This window comes from Alistipes sp. AF14-19 (assembly GCF_003461645.1).
Classification (GTDB): Bacteria; Bacteroidota; Bacteroidia; order Bacteroidales; family Rikenellaceae; genus Alistipes; species Alistipes shahii.
Window position 1 is genome coordinate 24545 of record NZ_QTXM01000007.1, and the last position, 23655, is coordinate 48199.

At 53.1% G+C, this 23655-nt stretch carries 31 protein-coding genes; 1 reads left to right on the forward strand and 30 read right to left on the reverse strand.

What is annotated here, in order from left to right; translation table 11 throughout:
• The first annotated feature begins 7 nt into the window (after positions 1 to 7).
• A complete protein-coding gene (locus DWW03_RS07555; protein ID WP_118406591.1) occupies positions 8 to 2203 on the forward strand; it encodes a glycoside hydrolase family 97 protein in 2196 nt (731 codons plus the stop codon).
• Positions 2204 to 2453: 250 nt separating this feature from the next.
• Here DWW03_RS07555 and DWW03_RS07560 read toward each other — a convergent pair whose 3' ends face one another.
• The 30 genes from DWW03_RS07560 to DWW03_RS07705 all read right to left on the reverse strand — a co-directional run bounded on the left by DWW03_RS07560 (position 2454) and on the right by DWW03_RS07705 (position 23652).
• Positions 2454 to 3212 carry a hypothetical protein gene (locus DWW03_RS07560; RefSeq protein WP_009597054.1) on the reverse strand — a complete coding sequence of 253 codons (759 nt, stop codon included), beginning with the start codon at positions 3210 to 3212 and terminating at the stop codon, positions 2454 to 2456.
• 24 nt (positions 3213 to 3236) lie between these two features.
• A complete protein-coding gene (locus DWW03_RS07565; RefSeq protein WP_118406592.1) occupies positions 3237 to 4307 on the reverse strand; it encodes a relaxase/mobilization nuclease domain-containing protein in 1071 nt (356 codons plus the stop codon).
• On the reverse strand, positions 4297 to 4665 hold the full coding sequence (locus DWW03_RS07570; RefSeq protein WP_009597001.1) for a MobC family plasmid mobilization relaxosome protein: 369 nt from the start codon (positions 4663 to 4665) through the stop codon (positions 4297 to 4299). The genes DWW03_RS07565 and DWW03_RS07570 overlap by 11 nt, the downstream gene beginning before the upstream one ends.
• Before the next feature lie 268 nt (positions 4666 to 4933).
• Positions 4934 to 5791: a toprim domain-containing protein gene (locus DWW03_RS07575; protein ID WP_118406593.1), complete on the reverse strand. Its 858-nt coding sequence runs from the start codon at positions 5789 to 5791 to the stop codon at positions 4934 to 4936.
• A gap of 183 nt (positions 5792 to 5974) precedes the next feature.
• Entirely contained in the window at positions 5975 to 7195 is a 1221-nt protein-coding gene (locus DWW03_RS07580; RefSeq protein WP_009597055.1) for a primase-helicase family protein, read from the reverse strand.
• Entirely contained in the window at positions 7185 to 7490 is a 306-nt protein-coding gene (locus DWW03_RS07585; protein WP_118406594.1) for a helix-turn-helix domain-containing protein, read from the reverse strand. Before DWW03_RS07585 ends, DWW03_RS07580 begins: the two co-directional genes overlap by 11 nt.
• Before the next feature lie 213 nt (positions 7491 to 7703).
• The gene (locus tag DWW03_RS07590; RefSeq protein WP_022061803.1) at positions 7704 to 8447 is read right to left on the reverse strand and encodes a hypothetical protein; all 744 of its coding nucleotides are present in this window, start codon (positions 8445 to 8447) and stop codon (positions 7704 to 7706) included.
• Positions 8448 to 8449: 2 nt separating this feature from the next.
• On the reverse strand, positions 8450 to 9463 hold the full coding sequence (locus DWW03_RS07595; protein ID WP_022061804.1) for a nucleotidyl transferase AbiEii/AbiGii toxin family protein: 1014 nt from the start codon (positions 9461 to 9463) through the stop codon (positions 8450 to 8452).
• Positions 9453 to 10061 carry a DUF6088 family protein gene (locus DWW03_RS07600; RefSeq protein ID WP_022061805.1) on the reverse strand — a complete coding sequence of 203 codons (609 nt, stop codon included), beginning with the start codon at positions 10059 to 10061 and terminating at the stop codon, positions 9453 to 9455. Before DWW03_RS07600 ends, DWW03_RS07595 begins: the two co-directional genes overlap by 11 nt.
• 57 nt (positions 10062 to 10118) lie before the next feature.
• Entirely contained in the window at positions 10119 to 11522 is a 1404-nt protein-coding gene (locus DWW03_RS07605) for a site-specific integrase (RefSeq protein WP_118406595.1), read from the reverse strand.
• A 275-nt stretch (positions 11523 to 11797) separates the two neighbouring features.
• Positions 11798 to 13819 (reverse strand): polysaccharide lyase family 8 super-sandwich domain-containing protein, encoded by a 2022-nt coding sequence (locus DWW03_RS07610; protein WP_259301984.1) that lies wholly within the window; start codon positions 13817 to 13819, stop codon positions 11798 to 11800.
• A gap of 364 nt (positions 13820 to 14183) precedes the next feature.
• Positions 14184 to 14387 carry a hypothetical protein gene (locus DWW03_RS07615; protein WP_004303920.1) on the reverse strand — a complete coding sequence of 68 codons (204 nt, stop codon included), beginning with the start codon at positions 14385 to 14387 and terminating at the stop codon, positions 14184 to 14186.
• A gap of 10 nt (positions 14388 to 14397) precedes the next feature.
• Positions 14398 to 14796, reverse strand: coding sequence for a hypothetical protein (locus DWW03_RS07620; protein WP_004293685.1), 399 nt, complete (start codon positions 14794 to 14796; stop codon positions 14398 to 14400).
• Entirely contained in the window at positions 14793 to 15323 is a 531-nt protein-coding gene (locus DWW03_RS07625) for a hypothetical protein (RefSeq protein WP_004293684.1), read from the reverse strand. Before DWW03_RS07625 ends, DWW03_RS07620 begins: the two co-directional genes overlap by 4 nt.
• Positions 15324 to 15485: 162 nt before the next feature.
• Positions 15486 to 16142: a hypothetical protein gene (locus tag DWW03_RS07630; protein ID WP_004303923.1), complete on the reverse strand. Its 657-nt coding sequence runs from the start codon at positions 16140 to 16142 to the stop codon at positions 15486 to 15488.
• Positions 16114 to 16437: a hypothetical protein gene (locus tag DWW03_RS07635; RefSeq protein WP_004293682.1), complete on the reverse strand. Its 324-nt coding sequence runs from the start codon at positions 16435 to 16437 to the stop codon at positions 16114 to 16116. Before DWW03_RS07635 ends, DWW03_RS07630 begins: the two co-directional genes overlap by 29 nt.
• A 154-nt stretch (positions 16438 to 16591) precedes the next feature.
• Complete coding sequence (locus DWW03_RS07640; RefSeq protein ID WP_021891778.1) at positions 16592 to 17002, reverse strand: hypothetical protein; 411 nt, start codon at positions 17000 to 17002, stop codon at positions 16592 to 16594.
• Between the two features lie 13 nt (positions 17003 to 17015).
• Positions 17016 to 17324, reverse strand: a complete 309-nt coding sequence (locus DWW03_RS07645) for an LPD28 domain-containing protein (RefSeq protein ID WP_004293680.1) — start codon at positions 17322 to 17324, stop codon at positions 17016 to 17018.
• Positions 17325 to 17346: 22 nt separating this feature from the next.
• Complete coding sequence (locus DWW03_RS07650) at positions 17347 to 18003, reverse strand: hypothetical protein (RefSeq protein WP_004293679.1); 657 nt, start codon at positions 18001 to 18003, stop codon at positions 17347 to 17349.
• 3 nt (positions 18004 to 18006) lie between these two features.
• Positions 18007 to 18342 carry a hypothetical protein gene (locus tag DWW03_RS07655; RefSeq protein WP_004293678.1) on the reverse strand — a complete coding sequence of 112 codons (336 nt, stop codon included), beginning with the start codon at positions 18340 to 18342 and terminating at the stop codon, positions 18007 to 18009.
• Positions 18318 to 18908 (reverse strand): hypothetical protein, encoded by a 591-nt coding sequence (locus tag DWW03_RS07660; RefSeq protein WP_229053208.1) that lies wholly within the window; start codon positions 18906 to 18908, stop codon positions 18318 to 18320. The genes DWW03_RS07655 and DWW03_RS07660 overlap by 25 nt, the downstream gene beginning before the upstream one ends.
• Before the next feature lie 15 nt (positions 18909 to 18923).
• Complete coding sequence (locus tag DWW03_RS07665; protein ID WP_004293676.1) at positions 18924 to 19430, reverse strand: hypothetical protein; 507 nt, start codon at positions 19428 to 19430, stop codon at positions 18924 to 18926.
• Between the two features lie 22 nt (positions 19431 to 19452).
• A complete protein-coding gene (locus tag DWW03_RS07670; protein ID WP_004293675.1) occupies positions 19453 to 19899 on the reverse strand; it encodes a hypothetical protein in 447 nt (148 codons plus the stop codon).
• Positions 19900 to 19937: 38 nt separating this feature from the next.
• Complete coding sequence (locus DWW03_RS07675; RefSeq protein ID WP_004293674.1) at positions 19938 to 20411, reverse strand: MutS domain I containing protein; 474 nt, start codon at positions 20409 to 20411, stop codon at positions 19938 to 19940.
• A gap of 104 nt (positions 20412 to 20515) precedes the next feature.
• Positions 20516 to 21418 carry a hypothetical protein gene (locus tag DWW03_RS07680; protein WP_117700940.1) on the reverse strand — a complete coding sequence of 301 codons (903 nt, stop codon included), beginning with the start codon at positions 21416 to 21418 and terminating at the stop codon, positions 20516 to 20518.
• 20 nt (positions 21419 to 21438) lie between these two features.
• Positions 21439 to 22143 carry a radical SAM protein gene (locus DWW03_RS07685; RefSeq protein ID WP_117700942.1) on the reverse strand — a complete coding sequence of 235 codons (705 nt, stop codon included), beginning with the start codon at positions 22141 to 22143 and terminating at the stop codon, positions 21439 to 21441.
• A gap of 17 nt (positions 22144 to 22160) precedes the next feature.
• Positions 22161 to 22664 carry a hypothetical protein gene (locus tag DWW03_RS07690; protein WP_117589475.1) on the reverse strand — a complete coding sequence of 168 codons (504 nt, stop codon included), beginning with the start codon at positions 22662 to 22664 and terminating at the stop codon, positions 22161 to 22163.
• Positions 22665 to 22675: 11 nt separating this feature from the next.
• Entirely contained in the window at positions 22676 to 22939 is a 264-nt protein-coding gene (locus DWW03_RS07695; protein ID WP_004293670.1) for a hypothetical protein, read from the reverse strand.
• Complete coding sequence (locus DWW03_RS07700) at positions 22920 to 23099, reverse strand: hypothetical protein (RefSeq protein WP_004293669.1); 180 nt, start codon at positions 23097 to 23099, stop codon at positions 22920 to 22922. Before DWW03_RS07700 ends, DWW03_RS07695 begins: the two co-directional genes overlap by 20 nt.
• Before the next feature lie 34 nt (positions 23100 to 23133).
• Complete coding sequence (locus DWW03_RS07705) at positions 23134 to 23652, reverse strand: hypothetical protein (protein WP_004293668.1); 519 nt, start codon at positions 23650 to 23652, stop codon at positions 23134 to 23136.
• Positions 23653 to 23655: the final 3 nt, after the last annotated feature.

A 23655-nucleotide genomic window follows, 5' to 3' on the forward strand; every position in this document is an offset into this window, starting at 1 on the left:
TCGAACTATGAAGAAAATATTTTTATATATCTCCGCGCTGCTGGCCGGTGCAGCCTGCTCGGCACAGGAGACGCTCCTCTCGCCCGACGGCCGCCTCCGCCTGGAATTCAGCCTGGCGGACGGAGGCCGCCCCACCTATACGCTCGATTACAAGGAGCGCCCCGTGATCCTGCCCAGCGGCATGGGGCTCGAACTGCGCGGCGAAGCCCCGAAGCTGGAATTCGGGGCTGAAATCCGCAAGGGCGAACCGGGGCGCCCGGTATCGCTCTACGACGGGTTCACCCTCGGGCAGGTGGCCCGCAGCGAGTCCGACCAGACATGGCGTCCCGTATGGGGCGAGCAGGCCGAGATCCGCGACCACTATAACGAAATGGCCGTCACGCTGCGGCAGGCCGCGACAGGCCGCGACATGACGATCCGCTTCCGGCTCTACGACGACGGGCTCGGATTCCGCTACGAATTCCCCGAACAGGAGTCGCTGACCTATTTCGTCATCGGCGAGGAGAAAACACAGTTCGCCATGGCGGGCGACCACACGGCGTTCTGGATCCCGGGCGACTACGACACGCAGGAGTACGACTACACGGAGTCGAAGCTCTCGCAGATACGGGAGCTGATGCCCGGCGCCATCACGCCCAACTCGTCGCAGACGCCCTTCTCGCCCACGGGCGTACAGACGGCCCTGCAGATGAAGAGCGACGACGGGCTCTACATCAACATCCACGAAGCGGCGCTGGTCGACTATGCATGCATGCACCTCGACCTGGACGACCGGAATCTCATCTTCACCTCGCACCTTACGCCCGACGCACAGGGGTGGAAAGGCTACATGCAGGCGCCCTGCCATACCCCGTGGCGCACGGTGACGGTCTCGGACGACGCCCGCGACATCCTTGCCTCGAAGCTGATCCTGAACCTCAACGAGCCGTGTGCCTATGACGACACCTCGTGGATCAAGCCCGTGAAATACATGGGCGTATGGTGGGAAATGATCACCGGCAAGAGCGACTGGGCCTATACGCGCGACGTGCCGTCGGTACAGCTCGGCGTGACGGATTACGCCCGGTGCACACCCAGCGGCCGCCACGGCGCCAACAACGAGAACGTGAAGCGCTACATCGACTTCGCGGCGGCACACGGGTTCGACCAGCTGCTCGTCGAAGGCTGGAACGTCGGCTGGGAGGACTGGTTCGGGCACACGAAGGATTACGTCTTCGATTTCGTGACCCCCTACCCCGATTTCGACATCGCCGCGCTGAACGAATATGCGCACGGGAAAGGCATCCGGCTGATGATGCACCATGAAACGTCTGCTTCGGTGCGCAACTACGAACGCCACCTGGAAGCGGCCTACCGCCTGATGAACAAATACGGGTACAACTCGGTCAAGAGCGGATACGTGGGCGACATCCTGCCCCGCGGAGAGCACCATTACGGGCAGTGGATGAACAACCACTACCTCTATGCCGTCCGCCGGGCCGCCGACCACAAGATCATGGTCAACGCCCACGAGGCGGTGCGCCCGACGGGCCTCTGCCGCACCTACCCCAACCTGATCGGCAACGAGTCGGCACGCGGCACGGAGTACCAGGCGTTCGGCGGCTCGAAGCCCCACCATGTGACGATCCTGCCCTTCACGCGCCTGCAGGGCGGCCCGATGGACTACACGCCCGGCATCTTCGTGATGGACGTCGCGGAGGTCAACCCCGGCAACCACTCGCACGTCAACGCGACGCTCGCCAACCAGCTGGCGTTGTACGTGACGATGTACTCGCCGCTGCAGATGGCGGCAGACCTGCCCGAGCACTATGAGAAATACATGGATGCGTTCCGTTTCATCGAGGACGTCGCACTGGACTGGGAAGAGAGCCGCTACCTGCTGGCCGAACCGGGCGACTACATCGTCGTGGCGCGCAAGGCCAAAGACACGGGCGAGTGGTTCGTGGGCGGCGTGACGGACGAGAACCGACGTACGGTGACGCTCCCGTTCGACTACCTCGATCCCGGTAAGGAGTACGTGGCGACGCTCTACGCCGATGCCCCCGATGCCGATTACCAGACCAATCCGCAGGCATATGTCATCCGCACCGGGAAGGTCAGACAACGCACGGAACTCGACGTGGAGATGGCGCGCGGCGGAGGCTTTGCAATCTCCATACGCGAGGCAACCGACGCAGACCGCAAACTCTGCAAGCTGAAATAACGGGCGATGCCTGCGGACGGCAATCATGCCGGGGCCCACACAGCCCCCTCAAAAAATCCTTTGCCCCTCGTTCTTTTCAAGAACAGGGGCTTTTTTATGCGTATTTTTAAAACGCAAAAGTTCGCCCCTATATTATTGACTCCAAACCATTTACGCCCACAAATCCAAGATTAACACAACTGCTTGATTTTCAAAACAACATGGAGGTGGTCAATCAAAATTAACGAATCATTATAGCGGGGAAAATAAATTATTTTCCCCGCAACTGTGCTGCATCATCAAGTAGCTTTTTCGCTTTGCGCTCTTTGCTTGCAGCCCGCTCTAGTTGTTCTGCCCGCCGCCTTACGGCTTCTTTGTACCGTTCAACTTGGTTTCGGACGGTATCGCGTATGGCCGTGTGCTGCTCATCCCTGAATATCGTTTCCAACTCCATAAGCTCCTTTTCTTTGATCTCACCACGCATTTTCACGTAGCGGTATTTCAGGTCGTTCGCAGCTAACAGCCGATTATTCTCTGAGATTCGGTAAATGAATGCGCCTTGCAGGAAAATACATCCCAGCATGACGAACATCGTCAAAAATGTTTTCGAAGAACTGATATCGAGCGTATAAGTATGCCGGTGCTCCCGCACTGGCAGGTTTTCGGGCTTTGCCGCTGCTTCGACAGCTTGCCTCACCTGCTCTATCAATGTATGTGTCTGCCTGATCTCTTTGTCGATCACCTCCAGCCTACCCGCTAACTGCGCCAACAGAGCGTTGTATTTGTCGGTAAATTCCCGCTCCTGCTCGGTTTTTACTCCCGGCAAGGCCGTATGCCGTTGCAGTTGTTCGAGCATCTGTGCGACCTGCCCCTGCGAGAGCTCCGTGGCCTCTATCAGCCGCTCGATCCGTTCCAGCTGTGCATTCTCCAGACCCGCGTTGGCTTTGGTGCTTTTGACAGCCTTGACGAGCGTTTCTTTGAGGTCTTCGTACATTTCGATCGAGAGTCCGATCTTATTTTCGTCGTTCATGATTTTTGAGATTTTCTAATTCGGTTACAGTTTTATTTTGGCTCTTCTTTTCTGTTCTTCCATCCTGCGGCGGTGCTCCATCGCAGCGATGGCCATCGCCTCGGCCGCGGCGTTGAGCAGTGCCGTGATTCGTGCTATATACTCTTCGGGGCTTTCTCCCGGCTTGCGCTGTAACTGCTTGGCGGACACTCCGCCGGGCGAATCGGCCGGCGGCAGTGGAATCCCGCCTGCCTTTCCGAGGTTTACCGATGACGGCTCTTCGCGCGTGCCGCTGCTACCCATACCGCCGAACAACCCTGCAAATGCTGAACGGTAATTGCCTGCCGCCGCCGAGAGGTTCCCGAAGAGCGTTGCCCGGTGTTGGGTTTGTTGTTGAATATTGTTGAACCGGTTGTCGAGTTTCGTAAAGTTGAAAGCCCGGTCGATCTTCGATCCGGAGAACTCGAAGCCGTTTTTCGAGAACAAAACCCCTTGTTTGCGGTCAGTCGAACCGCAATACTTGTAACGGATGCCGATGCCCTGTTTTTCCAGTTGCTTCTCCAGCCCTTTCCATCCGGCGCATCGGGGCAGACACCTTTTGATCGCATCGTGGATTTCGTATCTGGTCTTGTCGGGTTCGCGCAGCCGCTCCCGCCGCACGTCGTCCTTTCCCGGTGCGAGATACAATCCGCACTTCTCGGTCAGCTCCCGGCATACCTTGGCGCTGCGGAGCTTGATGTTCTTGTCCGAAATGGTCTGCCCGTTATTCCCGACCCGGTTGTAGACCAGATGGCAGTGCGGATGGGGCTGGTCGAGATGGCGCACCAATAGGTATTGCGTATCGGTGATGCCCATCTTCTGCATGTACTCCTTTGCGATCTGCGTCATCAGGGCGTCGGTCATCCGCGGAGCGTCCTTGGGTGAGAAAGACAGCGAGATATGCCCGACGGTGTTTTTCAGCCGCGGATTCAATAAGGTCTGGTCTTTGAAGTCCTGCACCATGTCCTTCACTTCCGGAGGCGTAATGCCTTCAGCTTCCAGTATCCGGGATTCCTCTTTCATCACGTAGCCTACCGTCCCCGAAAAGGACGAAGCGGATATGACCTTACCGACCATCGCATATCTGCTTCAGGAGTTTTTCGATGGCCGTGACGATCGCCGCATGCCGTACCCTGACAGCCGCCAGACCTTTGGCATTGGCCAGCCGGGTCAGTTGGTTCAGATTTCGGGCGATGCCCTTGAGTTGGGCCATGAAATCCAGCTGTTCACGGGTGATCCGCGCCCTCACCGTTCCTCGGTCGATCAGCTGGCGCAGGACTTCGGCCGGCGGTTGCCCGGCCTCGCGGCAAAGGGCCGAGAATCGGAGTTTCCGTTCGGGGCTGAGTCGTGTGCTGACGACGTATTTGCAGATGCGGCCGATGCCGACTTTCGGCCGACCGCCCTGTTTGCTGTATGTTTTCTTCGGTGTTTCCATGACAGGTTGTTTCGATAGATTGTTCATGCTATATAGGTTGTTCAGACCAGCGGGATTTTACGCCGGCCAGCGGGGAAGGCGCAGTTTTCGTCTACGAAAACACAACCTTGCCTTCCTTAAACCTTTATCCCTTTCCGACGCGGTGGTTCAATTTCCTCCGGTTCCGCTTTCAGGGCTTGCAGATTATTCCGACAAAGGTGACCCTGCCGGTCGGATGTCGTTTTCGGGAGATTCGGCCGGTCTTTTATATGGGCGATCAGATAGTCATTTACGTCCTTGTAAAACTGCTTTGGTCGATTACCTCGCTGCGGGGACAAAGACGGATCAGATCGGAGGTCGTTTTACGCCCGGCTTCGTCGTTGTCAAAGAAGGCGTGAATCACCGGATGCCGGGAGAGAAACGGGATGGCTTTGGGCAGGTTGACGACCGAGTTCAGAACCGCGGCGTCGATGCGCAGTCGTTCGGGATGTTTCAGCGAGAGATATGCGAGGAAATCCATAAATCCCTCGAAAGCGATTACCGTATCGGAACGGTTGTCGATGGTGGTGATATGTTTGGGCGATGAGCCGCCTTTGAACCGTGCGGATCGGAGCTCCCATCCTCCGGCATCGTTGCGGAACCCGATGGCGAAAAAGGCGCGGCCGTTTATCTCGTAACGGACTTCGCGGCAGAATGCTGCGGCGACCGACGGGACGATGCCGCGCGAGGCGAGATAACCGACCAATGCCGGATGCCGGAGCGGAGCGTCGGAGAGGATGCGGAGCGCGGGGACGGCGGCTGGACGCAAGACCGGCAAGGGACCTCCGGCAGCTGGACGTTCGCCAACACCCGGTGAAAGAGAAACGGAACCGGCGTCCCTTTTTTCACCGTTTTGCAGCCGTCGGACGGCTTCACGGCTGTCGCACCGCTCCAACCGCATCACGAGGGTGCGCAGCGTGCCGCCCTCTCCCGATCCGAAGTCGTACCAGAGATTTCGCACGTAGTCCACTTTGAAACTCGGCGTGCGTTCTTCCCGCAAGGGTGAAAGATACATACCGTAGCCGTTGCGTTCGTATTTGGGCTGAATCCCGCGCCAGGCGAGAAAATCACGGATGGAAATCCGGTTGCTGTATGGTATGACAGTCATTTTTTCCGTAAATTTGTTGAGAAAAAGTGTAAAATCCAGTGAAAGAAAAGGTTGGCGTCTTACATATCTCTTACACGGCATCCGGCGCTGTAAGTCCGAAAGAACCCGTAAGACTTTGTAAGAGGATTTGTAAGAGATGTAAGATTATGAAAATAAGAAAGCTACTTCCTTTTTTCAACATTCTTACATCGCAGCATCGTCCAGCAATCCGCCGAGTTGTTCCCGCGTGACGGTATAGACCCGTGCCGTCTTGCTGTCCTGCCGCTGCGTTTCGCCGTTGTAGGTAATCGTATAGCGTTGGTAGTAAGTCGGTGGTGCGGGTCGCAGCTGCCAATTTTCGGCAAGAATCCGCCGCACGGTGGGATGGTCAACACGGATGCCGCGTATCTCCAGCATATTGACCATATCGCTCACGTCGAACCGATACTCCGCAAGGTTCTCGGCATCCATGATATCGCGAATAATCGACAGCATTTCGGTTTCGGTCTTGCTGCGGTTGTAGTGTATGATCCGCCGCAAGGCATCGGTGACCAGCAGCCGGGGCGCGAACCACATACGGCTCTCTTCATGTGACGAGAGCATACGTTGTTGCAGATAGAAGAGCAGCCCCGGTATCTCGGCTCGCATTTTGGCCAGCAGGTGTTGATCGTCATACGGGAGCGGCGGCACGCGCCGCACCCAGTAGCGGGTTTCCGCAGCCTCGATCAGGACGGGATTGCGCTCGTTGTTGGAGCAGAGGACGAACTTGCCGAAAAACTCCACCTCCCGGCGGTCGCGGCCTTTCGCCTCAGCCTTGTAGCTGCGTGCAGTCGATAGGTTCTTGATCCTCTCGGAATCTTCGCGGCGGTTGAGCAGCACCTCGTCCACGCAGATCAGCAGTTTGCCCATCCAGTCGTCATTGAATTGCGAACGGAAATCTTCGTTGGTATTGAAGGTAACGTTTCCGCCGAAGATCGACTTTAAGAGATTGAGAAAGGTCGTCTTTCCCGTGTTGCGTTCATCCGACACCAGCAACAATACCGGCAGCCGTTGCAAGGGGCGCAGGTAGAGCAGTTGCAGATAATCGTACCCCAGTTCGACCTGCTCGCCGAAGATATGAGCGAAAAAGTCGTGGATGTGCGGAAAGATGCCATCGGCGGGCTGAAAGGGAATCGGCTCGTAACGGTTCAGGAAACCGTCGATCTCCCGGCGGTAGTTCGTGTGGTCGGGAACCGTGCAAAAGCCGTCGTATTTCGGAATGCAGGCCAGATAGCTTTTCCCGTAGTCCTGACGCAAGGTCTCGACATTCCACGGGATGAGCGTCTCGACGCTCCGGCCGCTGCTCAACGGCTGCCGGACCCGCTTGTAGATGGTCGTTCCCACGCGCAGGTAGGGGCTTTCTCTTTTCACTGTTTTAGCGGGCATGGCTGTCTCCGTTTAGAATCCGTTGCACATCCGCCACGCGATAACGACGTTGCCCGCCGTACTCCACGGGAACAAGATAACCGCTCTTGGCCCATCGCCACAACGTAGAGGAATCAACACCCAACAACGCGATGGTCTGTTTTCGCGTATACAATTCGCCCGCTTGTTGCGGAACCGGCATTACGGACGGCGGCGACGCGACTGCCGTCAACTCCCGATGCCATTGCCGGAGATCTTCCAGACGGACGGTCACATTCACTTCACCGCCCAACTCACTCAATTGTTTTAAGTCCATAATACGATAATTTAACCGAACCCGAAAGCAGGTTCGGCGACGAAATTAACAGGTGCTTTTCCTGCACCTATTTTTGCAATCGAATCACCGCATTTGCACCGGCAAACAATTTCAGATATTGCTACTTACCAGCATTTTGCAATTACATGAAAACAGCAAGAAAATTTCCTGCACCGACCGGGTGCAGGGAATATCTCATCCTTATACAGCTCTTTATTTTTGGATATATTCTTTCAGATTATCGAGCAATCGGATGCGATAACCTCCGTCCGTCGCCCGGAGTTTGGCCCGCAACGTCTTCGTATTATATTTGGCCAAAGACTCGAAACTCGCTTTCAGCCATTCCGCCAATTCGGTCTGGTCATAAAAACGATTGGTCGCGCCCTTAAAAGCATTCCAGACATTCCAACCGTAGTGACACAAATCCCCATAGCTCACCCGATCGTGCCGAAGCTGAACCTGCGGCACATCGTTCGGAACAGGCGTCATACATGCCAGATAAAGCAAGCGTCGTCGCAAAATTCGCAGGTTCGTCTCGTCAATGGCATCGCCCAAATCCTTGTCGGTATATTCGTAAACGGTGGCGAGTGCATTTTCGAGAATCCGATCGTCCGGAACCGGGTCGGCAGAAACAACGGCGGATTCCGGCACGATCGCATCCGGGCTTCTTTCACACCACTGTTCGGAACCGACTCCTTCTGTCATTGTTTTCTCTTCACCTCTTGGCTGACTACGCCCAAACCGACGGAAAAACCGTTCCGAAAGATCGGCCGAACTGCCCAGGCTGAAAAAGTAAAATCCGACCACGCCAAGTCCTGCGGGGACAAGCAAGACAAGCGCCAACCAAAGCGGAAATCCCCGAGAAACCATGGCACTGAACAAAACGATCAAAGCAAAAATCACAGCGCTCGCCACGATCAGGTGAAGACCTTTCTGGAAATAATACTCGGAATTCATAATTACGATTCGCTGAAAAAATCATCCTCCATTACAACTTTCCGAAACCGATCCCGCAACTCCGCCATCCGCGCGATCAGTCGATCGTATGGCAGCGAATCTCCATAGATGAAATACTCCTGCATCCGCTCATAATCCCTGCGCCATACCTCCGCCAATTTTTCGGGCGGAATAAAATCGATCCGGCTCGGATGGTGCGTCCGATAATCGACTCCGCGAATCGTATTGAATATGCTGCGATGCCTGACAATCTCGGCATACATTCTCGGATCGGCCAAGGCTGCCTTTCCGAAATCCGTATCCATCAGCCGCTCCAAATCGTATAGATGACGTGTCATTCGCTCGACGCGCGGATTCTCTTTCTGAAACTCTTCATGCAGCAAAAACGCTTTCTCCAAAAACGTCCGGGTCGGTACGACCGCATAAATCGGGAACACCAATTCTCCGAATACATCGGGATATGCCTCGGCAATCAGCGGACGAATCTCGATCCGCTCACGCGGTTCTTTCATCGACCGGCAGCTGAATTCGATCCGGATTTGCGATTCCACATACTCGATATTCGCATAAATGCTTCGATACGGCAGCAGCACCAGCGTCGGATCAGCATCGGAGTCCTGCGCCGGAACGGCACGCAACTCAAAATCGGAAGCCCCATATCCTTCCAGCAATGCCTGCATTTCCGCAACGAGCCGCTGCTCGATATAGGCCCGCGAAAGTTTCCGAATCCGATCGCGCTGCGACTTGTTGTCCCCGGCAATTCTCCAAAAGGACTTGTCGATTGCAATATCGATGTCCTCCGAGAAGCGTTCTATGACATGCCAACCCTTGCTCAACGACGTACCGCCCTTGAAGGTGATGAAGTCCCGGCACGACGATTCGAACAGGGCTTTCAACGTCATCGTCACCCACCAGTCCTTCTCGACAGCCTGCGGAGGAAGCCCGACACGCTCGCTCGTCTGTGCAACGAACATACTTTTCTGCTCGTCGGAAAACGTCCAAAAATTATTTTTCATAGAACGACATAATGATTTTACGAATCCATGCCGGCACCAACCGCAGATCGGGCAGGATGCTCGACTTCGGAATCCGGGCGAATATCGTCTTCAGTTGGGCGATGTGCTCCTCCGTCACCTGCGGCCGACCGATCTCCTTCAAAGCGAACACGGCAAGCATCAGCGTTTTATTCTGATAGGCCAGATTTTTAAGCGCCACACGCTTGAATCGCAATTTACGACCGTTGAACAGATTGACAGTCCGGGAATTGCCGTCGGTATAAAACACATAGTTCATCGGTACCTGGGCAGACAATCCCAATACATTCAATGCGTGCATACCCGTCGGAACAACCCGGGCTTCGCTCTGCCGGGCTACCTTTTCAGCGATTTCATTGATGGTCGGGTATTGTATGCCCAGTCCGAACTTTCTGTCGATTTTGGGATAGCAATAGAGGCCCCTTGCAATACGGACTAAACCGCCTTTTCGAGTAAGCCGTTCCAATGCCTTCGCAACCGATACGGCCGATCCGTACACAGCGAAATCGGATGCGGAATACAGCTTACCACGCCCGCACTTTTTTATCTTATTAAGTATCTTACCCTCTATTACTTGCATCTATTTACACACATATATCTGTCGCAAATTTATACAAATTTATCGACAAAACAAATCTTACTCCAACACGCTTACTGCATCACGCTTAATATCCATGTCAATATCGCGATAACGAGCGAACGCCCGGCTGCCGTCCTTATGACCGGACATCGCTCCCACGATCGCAGGGTCTTTCACGCTTTTATAAACATTCCCGATGAATGTCCGGCGCGCCATGTGCGACGAAGCAAGGTCGCAGATCGGCACCTGAACATTCTGCCGCGTCCGCTGGTCGATCGTCGTCACCATGCGCGTCAGTCCCGCTTTACGGAACGCCGCTTTGATATAGACATTATATTTTTGCTCCGAAATAAATGGAAACAATGTTCCGCGGTTCTCATCGAGGTATTTACGAATCAGTTCTTTCGCAGCACCGATCAGCGGCACCGAGACCGTCACCACTCGGTCGTCTCGCGTCTTGCGGGGAACATATTCGATGCAATCGCCGATGATATTGGCATAGGTCATCTTATAAAGGTCGCTCACCCGGCAGCCGATCATGCATTGGAAAACAAAAATATCTCGTTGCGTTTCCAGTTGCTTGTCATCCCCCATATCCGCTTCGGCCAACTGTTTGCGTTCGTCGGTCGTAATATAGATAGGCGTACCGTAGACAATCTCCGCAATCTTGTACTGCTTGAACGGATCATTGTAGGTATGTCCGTTATCATTTAACCATACATAAAACGACCGTAGACGAATCAACATATCCGAAACGTAATTCATGCCCCGCTCTTTCGGACGGCCGGGAATTACCGTTTCTCCCGCAGCATTGAGGTACGGGCCGCGCTTCACAGGCAGATTCTTCCTCACCTTCGGCCGGGCATACGGCACCTCGTCGTACAACTCCGGATGTTCGTCGAAAATATCCGGTTCTTTCATCAGAAATGCCCCGAAATCATCAAGTGTCGTCGGAGATACGGTGTGTACGTCCAGCACGAACCGTCGGTTCGACAGTTTACGATACAACTCATACCGCTTCAACGTCCGCACCAAGACATTGAAATGCTTGACACGCGATTCGGACAATTTATGCGTAGCGAGGTATTCATCCGTCAACGGGAAAAAGCCTATTTTCTTTTCCTCAACGGAAGTCGCCGTCTTTGGCCGCAAAGTGCGCCGGATCAACTTTTCGAGCCACTCGCGCGTAACGGTCGATTTATCGTCTGCCGCCTCGACCGAGGTCTCAATTACATCGACCAATTCTTTCAATTTCGCCCGCTTTGCCAACAGCGCATCGCGCTCCTCCCCCGGTATGTTCGGAATATTGATATCGTTTTTCTTTCCCCAACGTTTCCGATCGACCCAAATGCCGGACGGCACACGTACACGCAATTCGCGGGAAACATAGACACGGAAATTAACTTGCGATTCTCCCGCGCTGTTCTCCCCTTGCGCCAAAACATATGTAACTTTTGCCATACATCCTCATTTTATGCTCTACAAAGATATGATTTAGATTCGAATACAGCAATACTTTCATGTCCGCACCGTGTCCGCATTTTTGCAAAACAGCTAAAAACAGACAAAATACATTTCATAGTATATCATTTTAATATACTATATTTCAACATATTATAAATATATTCAAATTTTAGTTATTTGCATATGTTTTCACAAATTAATTCCTGTCCTGGGCACTGGCAATCCCCGTAATCGTTTGATTACGGGGATTTTCGTTTTCCGGCGTCCGGCGTTCAGTCGGCAGCGCCGTTTAGGGGCGGAAGGCTGCGGACCTCGGTCCGGCCGCCGCGGAGGAGGTAGATCGCCGGTTCCGGCGCCGTGATCGTCCGCCCGCCGAGGCGGTATTCTCCGGCCCGGTGAACCACGGCGCAGCATATTTTCCCGTATTCGACGGCCTGACATCCGGCATCGTTCCGAAGTATCCGCACGGAGGGATTCCGGGCAAACCGTTCGGTCCGTTTCGCGTCGCGGCACGGCAGAAAAGCGTAGGCATAGCCGCCCGTCCGGGCCGGATCATGCCCGAACCAGCACTTGAAAACCGGCCCCCGCTGGGTTCTGTCCCTGTAAAAAGGATCTATCAGATCCCATTTTCCCTCCTGAATCTCCGTGCTGACTGCAATCGGAGCGCCGTCCAGCGATACGTATCCCCGGCCGTCGTGATGCACCCACGGCAGGCTGCCGGAGGTCTCGGTCGCTCCGCCCCGGGTTACCGGACCCGCAAGGTGCGTCTGATCCAGGGCCGTGGTGATCCGGAAAATCCGGGCGTCGGAACTGCGGATGTCCGCACCCAGCGCCACGACGAGGTCCCCGAAAAAGAATGCCGACTTGAGGGCGTGAAGCCCGTCGCGCTCGATCTCCATCGTCGTACACAGCACATCGCCCGAAGCGAGGCCGCCCACATGTCCGGAACGGTTTTTCCTGGCCTCGACGGAGTTGTCGCACTTCAGGGGCGCGCCGTCGTCGTAAGCCGTCGTCCCGGGAACCATCCGCCAGTCCCAATGGGCGAAGATATTGTCGTACTCCCGCCCGTGCTGCATGAACAGCAACGCCCCGTCGGCCGAGAAGTTGGCCAGAGTGTTCTCCCGGTTCGTAAACTCGAAGCCGATCGTACGGTCGGAGTGCATGCGGATCGACGCATACCATGTGGCGGTACGGTAGATGCCGCAGTCCGAACGGTCGTAATAACGCGGCCCACGCAATCCGTCTGAGCGGTTCTCCGGCTCCAGTATCCTCTTGGCGAACCGCCTGAAAACCCGGTATCCCGGTCTTTTCAGCGCCGCGATGTTCTCCGCGGCGACGGCTGCCGACGAGGCTTTTCCGGGACCGCTGTCGATAAACACCTGCCGGCCGCAGAAACTCGGGTCCATCACACCCCGCCAGATGCTCCGGCAAATACCCTCCCGCATCAGCTTTTCGATGACGGCGCACTGCGCGTCCGAGAACATATAAGGCGTCCCGTCGAGAACTCGGAGCCAGAACGAGAGGCCCTCGGCATAGGCCAGTCCGTAGTTCCCGAACTGAATCTGGGGTCCGTGCTGGTGAAACGACCAGTCGTCCTGAATGCCCTCGCCGTCGGTGACGACGATCTCCTCGGCGATCTGATCCCGGGCCTCGGCGACGAGCGCCTCGTCGTCCGTCAGCAGCCCGCGCATCAGGTTGTTCCCGGCCAGCCATACCTTGTTCTGCCCGGTGCGGCCGAAGCGCGAACGCTCGATGATCCGCAGCCCCTGCTCCAGTTCCGGACCGGAAAGTTCGCCGCGGATCATCAGCAGAATCGCGGCGAGTTTCTTGGGAACCCCGATCTCCCCGTGCCACCAGTTCAGCGACGACGGTTTCTTCGCATACCAGTAGGCAAGCCCCTTGTGCAGCAGGCCGCCGATACGCCCGTCGCCATGCCACGCCGACGCAGGGTCGGCATAAAGTTTCGCCAGGGCGTACATCCGCGTCAGGTGCAGCGACGGCTGCCACCGCCCCCTCGTCCGGTCGTCGTAGTCGATGTCGGACCAGAATCCGCCCGCATCGAAAAGCCCGAGCAGGCGCCGCACCTCGCCGTCCGGAAGGTGGACCGACGTGTAGAGCTGGAGCAGCAGCACGTCGTTCGCCCTCCCGTAATCGGAATAACGGACGAAACGTTCGGTCGCCTCCCCGTCCGGGGCATAGGACATCACCGACACATCGACAAAGGCTTGCCTCACACGGTCGAGCGGACCGGCCGGGCAGGCGCGGGCCGTCGTCAAAAAAAGCAGGGCGGCCAAAATCGGCAAACTTTTTTTGTTTGATAATTGATTGATAACCAGTAGTTAGTTTCGCTTAAAAAAGCTAATCTCTACTTATAAGCATACATAGAGGGTTTCAATAACCAACTGATACTGAAGACAAAAGTATATAAAAAAGTCGGATTGTAAAACACTGGAAAAGAACCTTCTTTTATCAATCAAGGAAATCAAAAAGTGTATAGAGCAAAGTGGCGCATGTATGGTATAGATAATTCCGTACATGCGCCACTTTCTTAATCATCTGATTTGCATTGATTTACATTAATTGTTATTATATACTATCATTTGGTACTGATAAGCATTGATTTTGCTTGTGGGGTGTATTATTGTCCACCTAAAAAAATCAAGAATATCTCCTTGAAACGGGTTTGACGAGCAGGTCGATGTGCTCGTGTTCAAGGATATGTTCCATAGCCTTGTATATGGGCATCTTTTCGATACCGGCAATCTTCAGGGCTTCCATCTTGATGGTATTCTCGATGAGCAGCAGGTAGTCTTCCTCCTTCAGCTCAACATATTTCTGTGACTGTGATTTTAATTTTGCCATATTGATGTTGTTATTTGTTTCCGAAGTCGGCAGGAATCTCACCCCACAGGCGGTTGTCCCAGTGCAGCACTTCGATGTCCTTGATTCTTGCCTCCATCACTTTGAGGAATATCTCCGCTTTCTGCAATGCCGGGCATCTGCGTGAAGAGGCTGTCTGTTTGTTACGATACCACGTGATGGCTGTAATGCTGTCCGAGTAGATTGTTCGCGGACTTTCCGGATGTTCCATGACATATCTGACCGCCTCGACAATGCCGAGAAACTCCCCGATATTGTTCGTCCAGTTACCGATAGCTTTGGAAAAGAGTTCTTTTCCTGAAGAGAGGTCGACAGCCCGGAAGCGTGTCAACCTCTCTTTTGCAGAATGGGCACCGTCGGTCGCAATACCCACGACCGGTTTTTCTTTCATTGAATTCCTCCCTGATGTCTGTCTCCCGTATAGATGAACCCGTCGGATTCCATACGTCGTACCAGAGCACGCGCCTGATTCAGATAGTCGGTGATGACACCTTCCTTGTACTTGATATCCTTGCGTCCCTTGAGGATTTCCAGCACACCGTCTATTGTGCGGCTCATTACGCTCTTGCCGTCTTTCGGGTCGAAGAAAATCTTTTTGTTGCCGAACGTCACAGTTACTTGATACAATGTCTTCGGGACGATCACTGTTTCCACATGCGCCTGAAATAACACGGGGGTAGCGGCAACGACTACATACCCGTTGGCTTTGTGCATGGGTTTCAACTCTACCGAGTATAGTATGTTTGGCTCGAGAGTTCCTTTCAGGTCTTCCGAAAGGACACAAATCTGCTTGCCGAATCTTGAGTCTTCACGGACTCCCATCAATTTACGTGTCTTGGAATGGCGCGAAACGAACCCTATCAGTTCGCCCGTCTCTTCCGATCTCGCAAACTTCAGTTGCGATTTTTCCGATGTCATATTACTGTTCTTTCATATTCAATCTATTGCTTTCAATTGACAATCTGTTTTCAATGGGTCACTTTTCCATACAAATATATGCCAATTTTTCACGCCAACAAAACGTTTTAGTTATTAATTTTCAGATGGTTATGTGTAATATATATAGAGAAAAGGCTGCATTCAGTACAGCCTTTCCTCCTCTGTAAAATGACTGAAACGCTCGTCAGTATCAGAAGTTTGCAGTAGATAACGGCATTTCCAATAACGGTAAATCCGCCTTCCGTTGGGTATACAGTGATTTATATCGTCAGCATTCAGATATTGGTTCCCTTGTTCCGTACCGTGGTGCATCCATGTAGCGCACCCGGGCAGGTCCGGGTTGTTCCGGACATAGAAGTCCATTTTCTCTTTACCGGCGACAAAGATATTGTGTATCCGTACGTCCTTATCGATAGGAAACCGGTAGGCGTACAACGCGAAGTCACAGATGTCGGTTTCCAGCAGGTTGCCGCCAAAGTGTTCGGGAGCTTTCCGTTTCAGGTTCTCGAACCCCTCCAAAATACCCGGCCTGTCGCATATCTCGGCAAACCTTTCATCCGTTACCGGCGCAGCCGTCGCATAAACCACCCGAAAACCATTATCCGTACTGTCCAGTACCATGACATGCGCGACTATCCCCGGTGATTTGTTGATACTTTCGTCAATGCTGTCCGAGTCCGTGGTCAGACAGCATTTCAGCGTTCCGATGATTAATACCGCTACCACCAACAGTGTCCAAGGACCTATTGCTGCCGCTATCAATATCAATTCATCGGCCCGTTTCCGTATTTGTTTCATTGATTTTGAGAATGTGGCGGCCGGATACCCCCCGGACCTCGGACACGCATACCTTGCATCCTGCATCCAGCAACCGGTTTCTACATTCTTCCAAGGCGGCGTCGGAAATCCTGATGGCAGGTATACCTGCCGCCGTCATCTTGAACCGGGGCACTTCCGTGATCCGGGTAATCGTTTCGGCATCATCAAAATACGCCTCGAATGAATCTCCGACATGGAAAAGGATGATGGTTTCCACGCCATGCCTTTCCTTCATGCCGCCGTAACAGCGGCGAATAATCTCTTCCTTTTTCATATCAAATAGATATATTAGGTTTGATGTCAGCCAAACATGAAAGTGCCTGTAATCCGTTCAACTGCCGGGCTTTCGTCCGAAATACATATACAGACTTTCTTCATCTGACAAATATACAATAAATTACGGAACGACCCATGTCTATTGCATGAAACTATCCTTTCATCTTCACCTCCCTTCTTTCAAATTGTTCGCGGATGATTTCAACGAGTTGTCCGATGCTGTCGATTTTGTGACTCTTACCGCAGGCTTTGCCATGGAACAATGGCGTGAAGTACAGGTTAAAATCCTCATCGATGGAAAAACCTCCCACGAGGACGATACCCGCCTTGATACGGTAATACTCGCCGTACATGGCGTAATCATCCGTAGTTTTGGTGAACCCGTACTCCGGCAACAAGTCCGGCAAAGTGTCCAGGATCGGCCGGATAACATCCTTGAGAAAATTCGGGGTCTCAACTTCCTTTTTCCGTTTCCGACCTTTTCTGCCGGTTCCGTTATCGTCTTGCAGGTAATGGGCATCGAAACGATCCCGATACCTTTCTGTCAGTTCCTTAATATCCATATCCTTTATACATTTAATTGTTTTCCTCAAGCCACTCTTCCAGTGTCATGGAGGCCTCGAAACCGTATTCGTCAATCTGTACATAGCCGTCCTTTTCCGTGATAAACTCTTTCCTGGTCAGGATGGTTCCGCCATGATTTACCATCACCGTCGGTTCGATGGTCGCCAGACGGTCCCCGTCATCCGACTCCCGGATATCGTATGCGTACAGTCCCTCCGGAACGGCATTCCGGTCAATCCGCATATCCGTAAACAATGCAGGCGTGTCATTGATGGTCATAGACTCAAAGGTCTCGTTGCCAATGTTTTCTTTTGTAATCATATTTATTGATTCAAATAGTTTATTATTCCTGCTTGGGAAGTTCAATGGCTCTTACCCAATTGTTCCGGTCATCAAAACATTCATCATTGATGTTGGCCGTAAATTCCAGCGGTGTCATCTTCTCAACCCGCGTTGCGGGGTTATTTTCGTAATCAACGATGATTTTCCCGGCCGGAACGTCACGTTCAAATTCGTCCAGCGGGAAAGAGAATATCCATATTTCCCGGTCTTTATCTTCCCCAAGAAACGCCTTGAGGTTGTCTGTATAAGCCTGGCATTTGTCCCACGAGGTTTCCACGAATGAAATGATTTCCTCTTCCGGTTTGCCGGTACGGTCTTTCAGGAATGCAACGGCATTCCCTTTCCAGATATCCTGCTCGACACAGAGTTCCAGATAACGTTCCCAGACTGTCACCAGCCAGTCCATGTTAATCTCATGCAGGTGGCGGCAGGTGAAACGCTCCCGGCTTTCCGCGTTGTAAAGCGTGCAGCTTCCGTCCGTGCGTATCTCCTCCAACCGGTACATGGTGTATACCGGTATCCCGTGGCCATACCCGTCTTCCCCTTCCTCCTCGACATATACCGTATGGGGCAACATATTTTCCGGCATTTTCGGTATCGCACACAGGTTGGCTATAACTTCCTGTTCCAACGCTTTTTGTTTCTCCTGTATTCTCATTGTCTATCCATCTTTTAGTATGATTTTACCTTCTTGAAATAATCTCTGTTTGTAACGACGGTGGTTGCGTATATTTTCGGTATGTTTCTTCCGGTCATATTTATACAAGCCTTTTGCCTTGTTCTCTCTCAGCAGTTCCTTGTTCCGCTCTTCGCTTTCTGGGTTCACAATGAAGGTTATCAGCCTGCGGCTGACACCGTATTCCCGGGCAAGCTGGCGCTGGCTGACAGCTTCTGTCATGTAACGGTGGAAAATTTCAGCCTTCTGAAAAGGAGTGAGCTTCTGCCTGCGGTCATATTGTGTCCCGCTGATGATTATTCCCGAGCTTTTGTATGGCATGGTGAAGTCTGTTTTTCGTTTGTGGTCCATGAATGGTAGATGCGTTGTTTGCCATCTAAGGAGAGTAGAAACCAGCGGCTATAAATCCGTTCCAGCGTTTCGGTGTCGTGCCCGTATATCGGTCCCAGTTCGTTTGCAAACATCGCCGCTACCTTCAGCCTCCTGGTATCGGACAGCTTCTCCCACCAGCGGCAAATGGTCTTGTACTGCTTCACGTCCGTTACAAGGTCCGGAACCGGAGCGGAGGAGATATATTCCGCCTCTTTGCCGCACGGTGCCTGCCAGAACCCCTGTTCGCAAAGAGCGCGTTGCTCGTCACAAACCCGTTCTGCAAAGGATTTGAGTGCCATTTGGAATATCTTTCTTTCCAGTTCCTTACGTTCCATGGACAGTTCATGCACACCCACGTTCAGCCCGTGCTTATTGCGTTCATCCGGGGAAAGCTTGTTGCTCAAGGCTTTCCTGACCAGTTCCAGCCGTTCTTTCAGAGGGCCGTATTCGTTGTTATCTAAATACCGGTTAAACAGTTCCTGTTCGTTTCCGGGCAGTATGAATATATTTTCCATCATGCATCATTTAAGTTATCGGATGTGAATAGGATATATCGCAGTGGATAGCGGGTGTCGGGGTGCGGAAATAGCCACGAGATCCCGTGCCGTCAAGGGGCGCAGAAAAACGGCATCGAACTCCTGAGTATCGTCTTCACGGATATCTCGGACTTCAATGATCCATGTGCCTTCATAGCGGCACCAGGCAATCACCTCCAAAATCATTTCCTTTCTGTAGTCAGCCGGTCCGTCCCCGAAACTTTCACGTATCCGCTTAATTGCATCGTCTGTCAGCCGGACAAATTCCCCTTTGCGGAACGGAGCTTCCGGCGTAACGGCAGGAGTCAGCATCTGCCAGTCTTCATGTCCGTCCAGGTCTTCCACAGCCATTGCGTAGGCTTTGTATTCAGCTTCGGTCTCGAAATGTCGGGTTATCACATATCCCCCGGATTCGGCCGTGCTCTCCACCGACGAGATATCCCCGGTTTTCCTGTATATGCTTACAGTATCCTTACCGAGTAGAACTTTTACTGTTATCATTATTGCAGATGGTGTGGTTTTATTATAAATGGAACTCCACGTCTTCCTCCTCGAACTCCGTGTCGTGGTCCTCGTTGTACCCCTCGACGGTCGAACCAGGGACATAGGTCTCTCCGCCAATCCCATAACGTCCGGCATCGAGCAGTTTCCGAAGGGTTTCGGTGTCCCCGTTTAGAATCCTTTCGATGTCCTCCCGGCTGCCCCGGACGCTAATTCCGAGACGTAGCCAGAGATTTTCCTCTCTCGAGGTGTCCGCCTCTTCCGACCGGTGGCGTATGATATGATAATCACTCCATCCGTCGGCATCGTTTACCCCGGCGATGTAGGCATTGTACTCCGCCTCAGTCTCGAACTCTTTCTCGTCCACGACGCCCCCGTTATCCGCCAGCCATTCTTCAGAAGGCAGTTCATTGTTCTCTTCATATTCCCGTACGGCGTCCTCGCCGAAAATCGTTGTTATCTTTATCATGTGTCTTTGGGTTTTGAATATTTGTTATTTAATGGTTATCAAACTCGTTTGCCCGAACCGGTTTGATTCGGTTCGCAGACAGCCACCCGGTTTCCGGCGCGTATCAGTTTGGGGAGATACACGTCCAGGTCACGAAAAGAAAACCGCAGTTCCTTGACGCCTTTCCCTTGCCCGTCGACGCGTTCGGCGGTGGCAATGCCCAAAATGCCGGAAGCGGCGATGGCATCATCCTCATACAATTCACAAGATTCCCCGTTTCGGAAAATGTACAGGGCATCCGGGTGCGCCGCTTTCATCTCGCGGTATTTTCCCATCATGTCGGAAACTCCCGGGACATTTCCGTTCCCCGTTACATTCCGGGTCTTCAGTAGGTTCCTCGTGGCGTCGATGTCGATGAAATTCGTCCAGCCGGCTTTATGAAGTTCGACAGCAGCTTCCCGCAGGGATACCTTCCCGTTCTCGACCTCCTCTTTCAGGGATTCGAGAATGTTCTTGATTTTATAATCATTCATCATATTTTTTATTCTTTGGTTACATTGTTACTTGTTCCGACGGTATTCCGGTCAAGGGGAAAGCACCCGTGGCCTCCGGTAACCCGTCGATACACTGCCCGTCGTCAGGATTTCCCCGACAGGTAATGCCCGATGGACTTGTAACGGTTAGGAATGTTCGCGTTCTCGTTGAAACCGTTCAGGCAGTGGAGCAAGGCATCTTCGAGCGTGACATAACGACGGTCGAAAGTTTGGATATTATCCAGACAATAAGCATTTACAGCGTATTTGAAAGGCGCGTACATCCTTTCGTTCTCCCGCTTTAAAATGACAAACCAGTCGAAATGGAGTTTCAAGCGGAAACCGTCGCTCTCGCCGACTTTCATCAGCCGCTCTTCGTCGAGAAGCCGCCGCACGAGTGTGGCGTCGAGCTGACGGGTATACTCCCTGTACGCCTTGATACGGGCCGTGTAAGCCGCGGCATATTGTTCGATGTCCGTTTCTTTCAGCCGATGTTCCGCCGGGTAAAAGTCCAGCACCTCTTTCGTCGTGACGGGAATTTTCAGGTCGTCCACCCCGATCTCGTAGGTCTTGTTTTCCAACACGTCGTGGAACTCGAACCCTTGAATTCCCATGAGGGTAAATTCTCGCGTCGGGTCAGGGAGCGCAAGTGATTTGAGCTCTTCGAGGTCGCGGCACACGGCCACGACCGGATACTTCTCGACCACGTCTGACGGGCCTCCGATGCGGATATACGCCTTTTCACACCCGTCGTAATCACCATGCCGGACAATGTCGCAGCAGGTGTAGTTAGGGGCGGCACGATGCCGCGCCGTATATTCCGTCCAAAGCTTGTCCAGCCCGGCTTTTACTTCGTCAGGGTCGGTCAGGGCAACGTTGCCGCACTGGCTGCACCGGCCGTCCGACAAGGCGTTGCGGGTAAATTCGAGGAACTGTCTGGTGTTCGGGTCGATGACGGCGATACATTTCACTCCAGTGCCGCCGCAGATACTGCATACGATTGACATAAGTTTTTTGATTTGTGTATTTATTCGTACAATCTTTCTTTTTGACGCTTTTTCAAGGTCATCCGGAGATATTGCATCAGTTTCCCGCAGGGACACAGGGCATGTTCCCGTTGGCGGGCATAACTCAGGTCCCCGTTGGAGAGAACCATGCCTTCAGCATTGAGACAGAGGTCGCCGTAAACGTAGTTCTCCTCCGTAAGATAAATCCCATGAACAGGGTTCGGAAACCCCTCCGTGCTGCGGCCTTCCCGGAAAAGGAAGATACGCTCGGTCTGTCCCCGGACTCCGAAAAAGGGATACGGGGAAAGTGCCGCGAGCGTGGCGGCATGCTCTGCCGGATCATGGAAGCGGTCGTCGCTCATTTCGAGCATGTGGCCGGAGTCCTGCTCCTTTTCCTCCTGGTACTCGTACAGTGCGGCGCAGGCTTCTATGAATTCCTCCGAACGGGATGTGGCAGAGCCGTTGGTTACGATATAAAAGTCATTGACAGTAATACCGTAGGCGCGTACCCGTTCGAGGATATGGCGGATGGCCCGGACGTTAAGCGACGGCTCGCCGCCCGTGATGTTGAAATGGTGAATATGCCTGACATGCCGCAGCAGGTTGCTTATATGTTTCAAAGGGATATCCACGGATTCGGCATCTCCCCGCATGCAATGGGTACAGCGCATGTTGCAACGTCGGGTAATCTCGATGCAGAGATTCTTGATATATAGTTCTCTCATATTCGATGTAGTTCGGCTTAAGTTTCATCCGGGATTTCCTTTCCCGTGTAAGGATTATACAGCGGTGTGTTGCCAACTGCCTCGGCGTCAATAGCGAAACTGCCACGGCCTACGTCGTAGAAGAGTTCCAGCTTTAGTGGCGTTGAAGCGATGACTTTCTCAGCCTCGGCTTGTGACAGGCCTGAATACATCAGGCATTTGACACGACACCGGAACATTTCCGGATTGGTTTCCGGCGTGGTAACTACATCAACGACCTCGCACACTTCATCCGTGATGGCGAAGCGGTCGGGATTGGGTGTGCCATTCCTTCTAGAGCCGTCCGATGCGGCATGTCCGGTGATTGAATGGTTCCGCACCTTTTCGGCGGGATAGGTCTTATCGCCTTTGGCGAAATACGACTTGCCGGAGGCGACACAGGCATGATAGATTACGTCGTGGACCTTTCGTCCGTTGTCAAGTATAATTGTATAGGCCGTTCCCTCCTGCAAGACAGGAACGGCATTCGGTTTATGAGACATAAGATTTGTTTTTAGCTGTTTATGAATTTCGGTCTTGCACGCCGCATGATGTGTAGGTCATCGTAACCGATGGCTCTCAGTTCGGAAAGCGGGTTGCGGTACTCCTTTTCATGGGCTGGCCGTGTCATGGCGATCACGCCCGCATAGTCGGCTGCACCATGCTGGCCGACATGCATGTAGGAGGTTATTTCACCCCGCCGTCCGCTCCACGGTATGTCCGGGAACAGGGCGATGACCTGTCCGTCGGGATAGCGTCTAAAGACCACCTTCGTCATTTTTCCCGCAGATTTCCGTGTCGATTTCATAGTCCCCGTAATTTTTGAATTCATAGTCCACTTCGCTGATAATTTCGTCAACCTCTTCGTCCGTTATTTCATCAGCCTTCGGGTTGTCGATATCGAGCCGTACGGTCAGGTAAATGGTTCTTGTTGCCATAATATCATACATTTTTTAGTGTAACAAAGCCGGCTTATGACGGACCGACGGTATATTTCTCTATCAGCCGCTTCCGGTACGCCTTGTCTTTTCCGGCGGCAAGGCTTGCCAGTTTGCGGATATTCCGGTTGGCTTTTTCCGCGACCTGCTCCACTGTCGGTCCGGGAGTCATGAAATCACGGCATCCGGCACCGCAATACCGCTGCTTCCCCTTGACCGTCCTGCCACAGGCCGGACACCGGCGCTTGCCGTCACGCTCCAGCACTTCCAGAATATTGGCATGAATGCCTTTCCACCATTCAATACGGTCTATGTCATAATCGTAGACGGTTATCGTGTTCCCGAAACTGCGGGCTTCGACCTCAACGGCAATGCCCTCATTTTCAAGGTAAACCTTCAATACCGGGTCTTCGTGAGGCTCACAGTGCCTGTCATACCAGATGATATAGGTGGGATCGTCCAGTTCGTCAGGCTCTCCCAGACAGAGTTCCGTAAGGCCGTTGTTCACGAGAATGTTGCGGATGGCGTCTTGTAAATCTTTGATACAGTCCATTGA

Coding starts and splice junctions, on each gene's coding strand:
- DWW03_RS07555 (WP_118406591.1), top strand. CDS start 8: ATGAAGAAAATATTTTTATATATCTCCGCGCTGCTGGCCGGTGCAGCC.
- DWW03_RS07560 (WP_009597054.1), bottom strand. CDS start 3,212: ATGAACGACGAAAATAAGATCGGACTCTCGATCGAAATGTACGAAGAC.
- DWW03_RS07565 (WP_118406592.1), bottom strand. CDS start 4,307: ATGGTCGGTAAGGTCATATCCGCTTCGTCCTTTTCGGGGACGGTAGGC.
- DWW03_RS07570 (WP_009597001.1), bottom strand. CDS start 4,665: ATGGAAACACCGAAGAAAACATACAGCAAACAGGGCGGTCGGCCGAAA.
- DWW03_RS07575 (WP_118406593.1), bottom strand. CDS start 5,791: ATGACTGTCATACCATACAGCAACCGGATTTCCATCCGTGATTTTCTC.
- DWW03_RS07580 (WP_009597055.1), bottom strand. CDS start 7,195: ATGCCCGCTAAAACAGTGAAAAGAGAAAGCCCCTACCTGCGCGTGGGA.
- DWW03_RS07585 (WP_118406594.1), bottom strand. CDS start 7,490: ATGGACTTAAAACAATTGAGTGAGTTGGGCGGTGAAGTGAATGTGACC.
- DWW03_RS07590 (WP_022061803.1), bottom strand. CDS start 8,447: ATGAATTCCGAGTATTATTTCCAGAAAGGTCTTCACCTGATCGTGGCG.
- DWW03_RS07595 (WP_022061804.1), bottom strand. CDS start 9,463: ATGAAAAATAATTTTTGGACGTTTTCCGACGAGCAGAAAAGTATGTTC.
- DWW03_RS07600 (WP_022061805.1), bottom strand. CDS start 10,061: ATGCAAGTAATAGAGGGTAAGATACTTAATAAGATAAAAAAGTGCGGG.
- DWW03_RS07605 (WP_118406595.1), bottom strand. CDS start 11,522: ATGGCAAAAGTTACATATGTTTTGGCGCAAGGGGAGAACAGCGCGGGA.
- DWW03_RS07615 (WP_004303920.1), bottom strand. CDS start 14,387: ATGGCAAAATTAAAATCACAGTCACAGAAATATGTTGAGCTGAAGGAG.
- DWW03_RS07620 (WP_004293685.1), bottom strand. CDS start 14,796: ATGAAAGAAAAACCGGTCGTGGGTATTGCGACCGACGGTGCCCATTCT.
- DWW03_RS07625 (WP_004293684.1), bottom strand. CDS start 15,323: ATGACATCGGAAAAATCGCAACTGAAGTTTGCGAGATCGGAAGAGACG.
- DWW03_RS07630 (WP_004303923.1), bottom strand. CDS start 16,142: ATGAAACAAATACGGAAACGGGCCGATGAATTGATATTGATAGCGGCA.
- DWW03_RS07635 (WP_004293682.1), bottom strand. CDS start 16,437: ATGAAAAAGGAAGAGATTATTCGCCGCTGTTACGGCGGCATGAAGGAA.
- DWW03_RS07640 (WP_021891778.1), bottom strand. CDS start 17,002: ATGGATATTAAGGAACTGACAGAAAGGTATCGGGATCGTTTCGATGCC.
- DWW03_RS07645 (WP_004293680.1), bottom strand. CDS start 17,324: ATGATTACAAAAGAAAACATTGGCAACGAGACCTTTGAGTCTATGACC.
- DWW03_RS07650 (WP_004293679.1), bottom strand. CDS start 18,003: ATGAGAATACAGGAGAAACAAAAAGCGTTGGAACAGGAAGTTATAGCC.
- DWW03_RS07655 (WP_004293678.1), bottom strand. CDS start 18,342: ATGCCATACAAAAGCTCGGGAATAATCATCAGCGGGACACAATATGAC.
- DWW03_RS07660 (WP_229053208.1), bottom strand. CDS start 18,908: ATGGAAAATATATTCATACTGCCCGGAAACGAACAGGAACTGTTTAAC.
- DWW03_RS07665 (WP_004293676.1), bottom strand. CDS start 19,430: ATGATAACAGTAAAAGTTCTACTCGGTAAGGATACTGTAAGCATATAC.
- DWW03_RS07670 (WP_004293675.1), bottom strand. CDS start 19,899: ATGATAAAGATAACAACGATTTTCGGCGAGGACGCCGTACGGGAATAT.
- DWW03_RS07675 (WP_004293674.1), bottom strand. CDS start 20,411: ATGAATGATTATAAAATCAAGAACATTCTCGAATCCCTGAAAGAGGAG.
- DWW03_RS07680 (WP_117700940.1), bottom strand. CDS start 21,418: ATGTCAATCGTATGCAGTATCTGCGGCGGCACTGGAGTGAAATGTATC.
- DWW03_RS07685 (WP_117700942.1), bottom strand. CDS start 22,143: ATGAGAGAACTATATATCAAGAATCTCTGCATCGAGATTACCCGACGT.
- DWW03_RS07690 (WP_117589475.1), bottom strand. CDS start 22,664: ATGTCTCATAAACCGAATGCCGTTCCTGTCTTGCAGGAGGGAACGGCC.
- DWW03_RS07695 (WP_004293670.1), bottom strand. CDS start 22,939: ATGACGAAGGTGGTCTTTAGACGCTATCCCGACGGACAGGTCATCGCC.
- DWW03_RS07700 (WP_004293669.1), bottom strand. CDS start 23,099: ATGGCAACAAGAACCATTTACCTGACCGTACGGCTCGATATCGACAAC.
- DWW03_RS07705 (WP_004293668.1), bottom strand. CDS start 23,652: ATGGACTGTATCAAAGATTTACAAGACGCCATCCGCAACATTCTCGTG.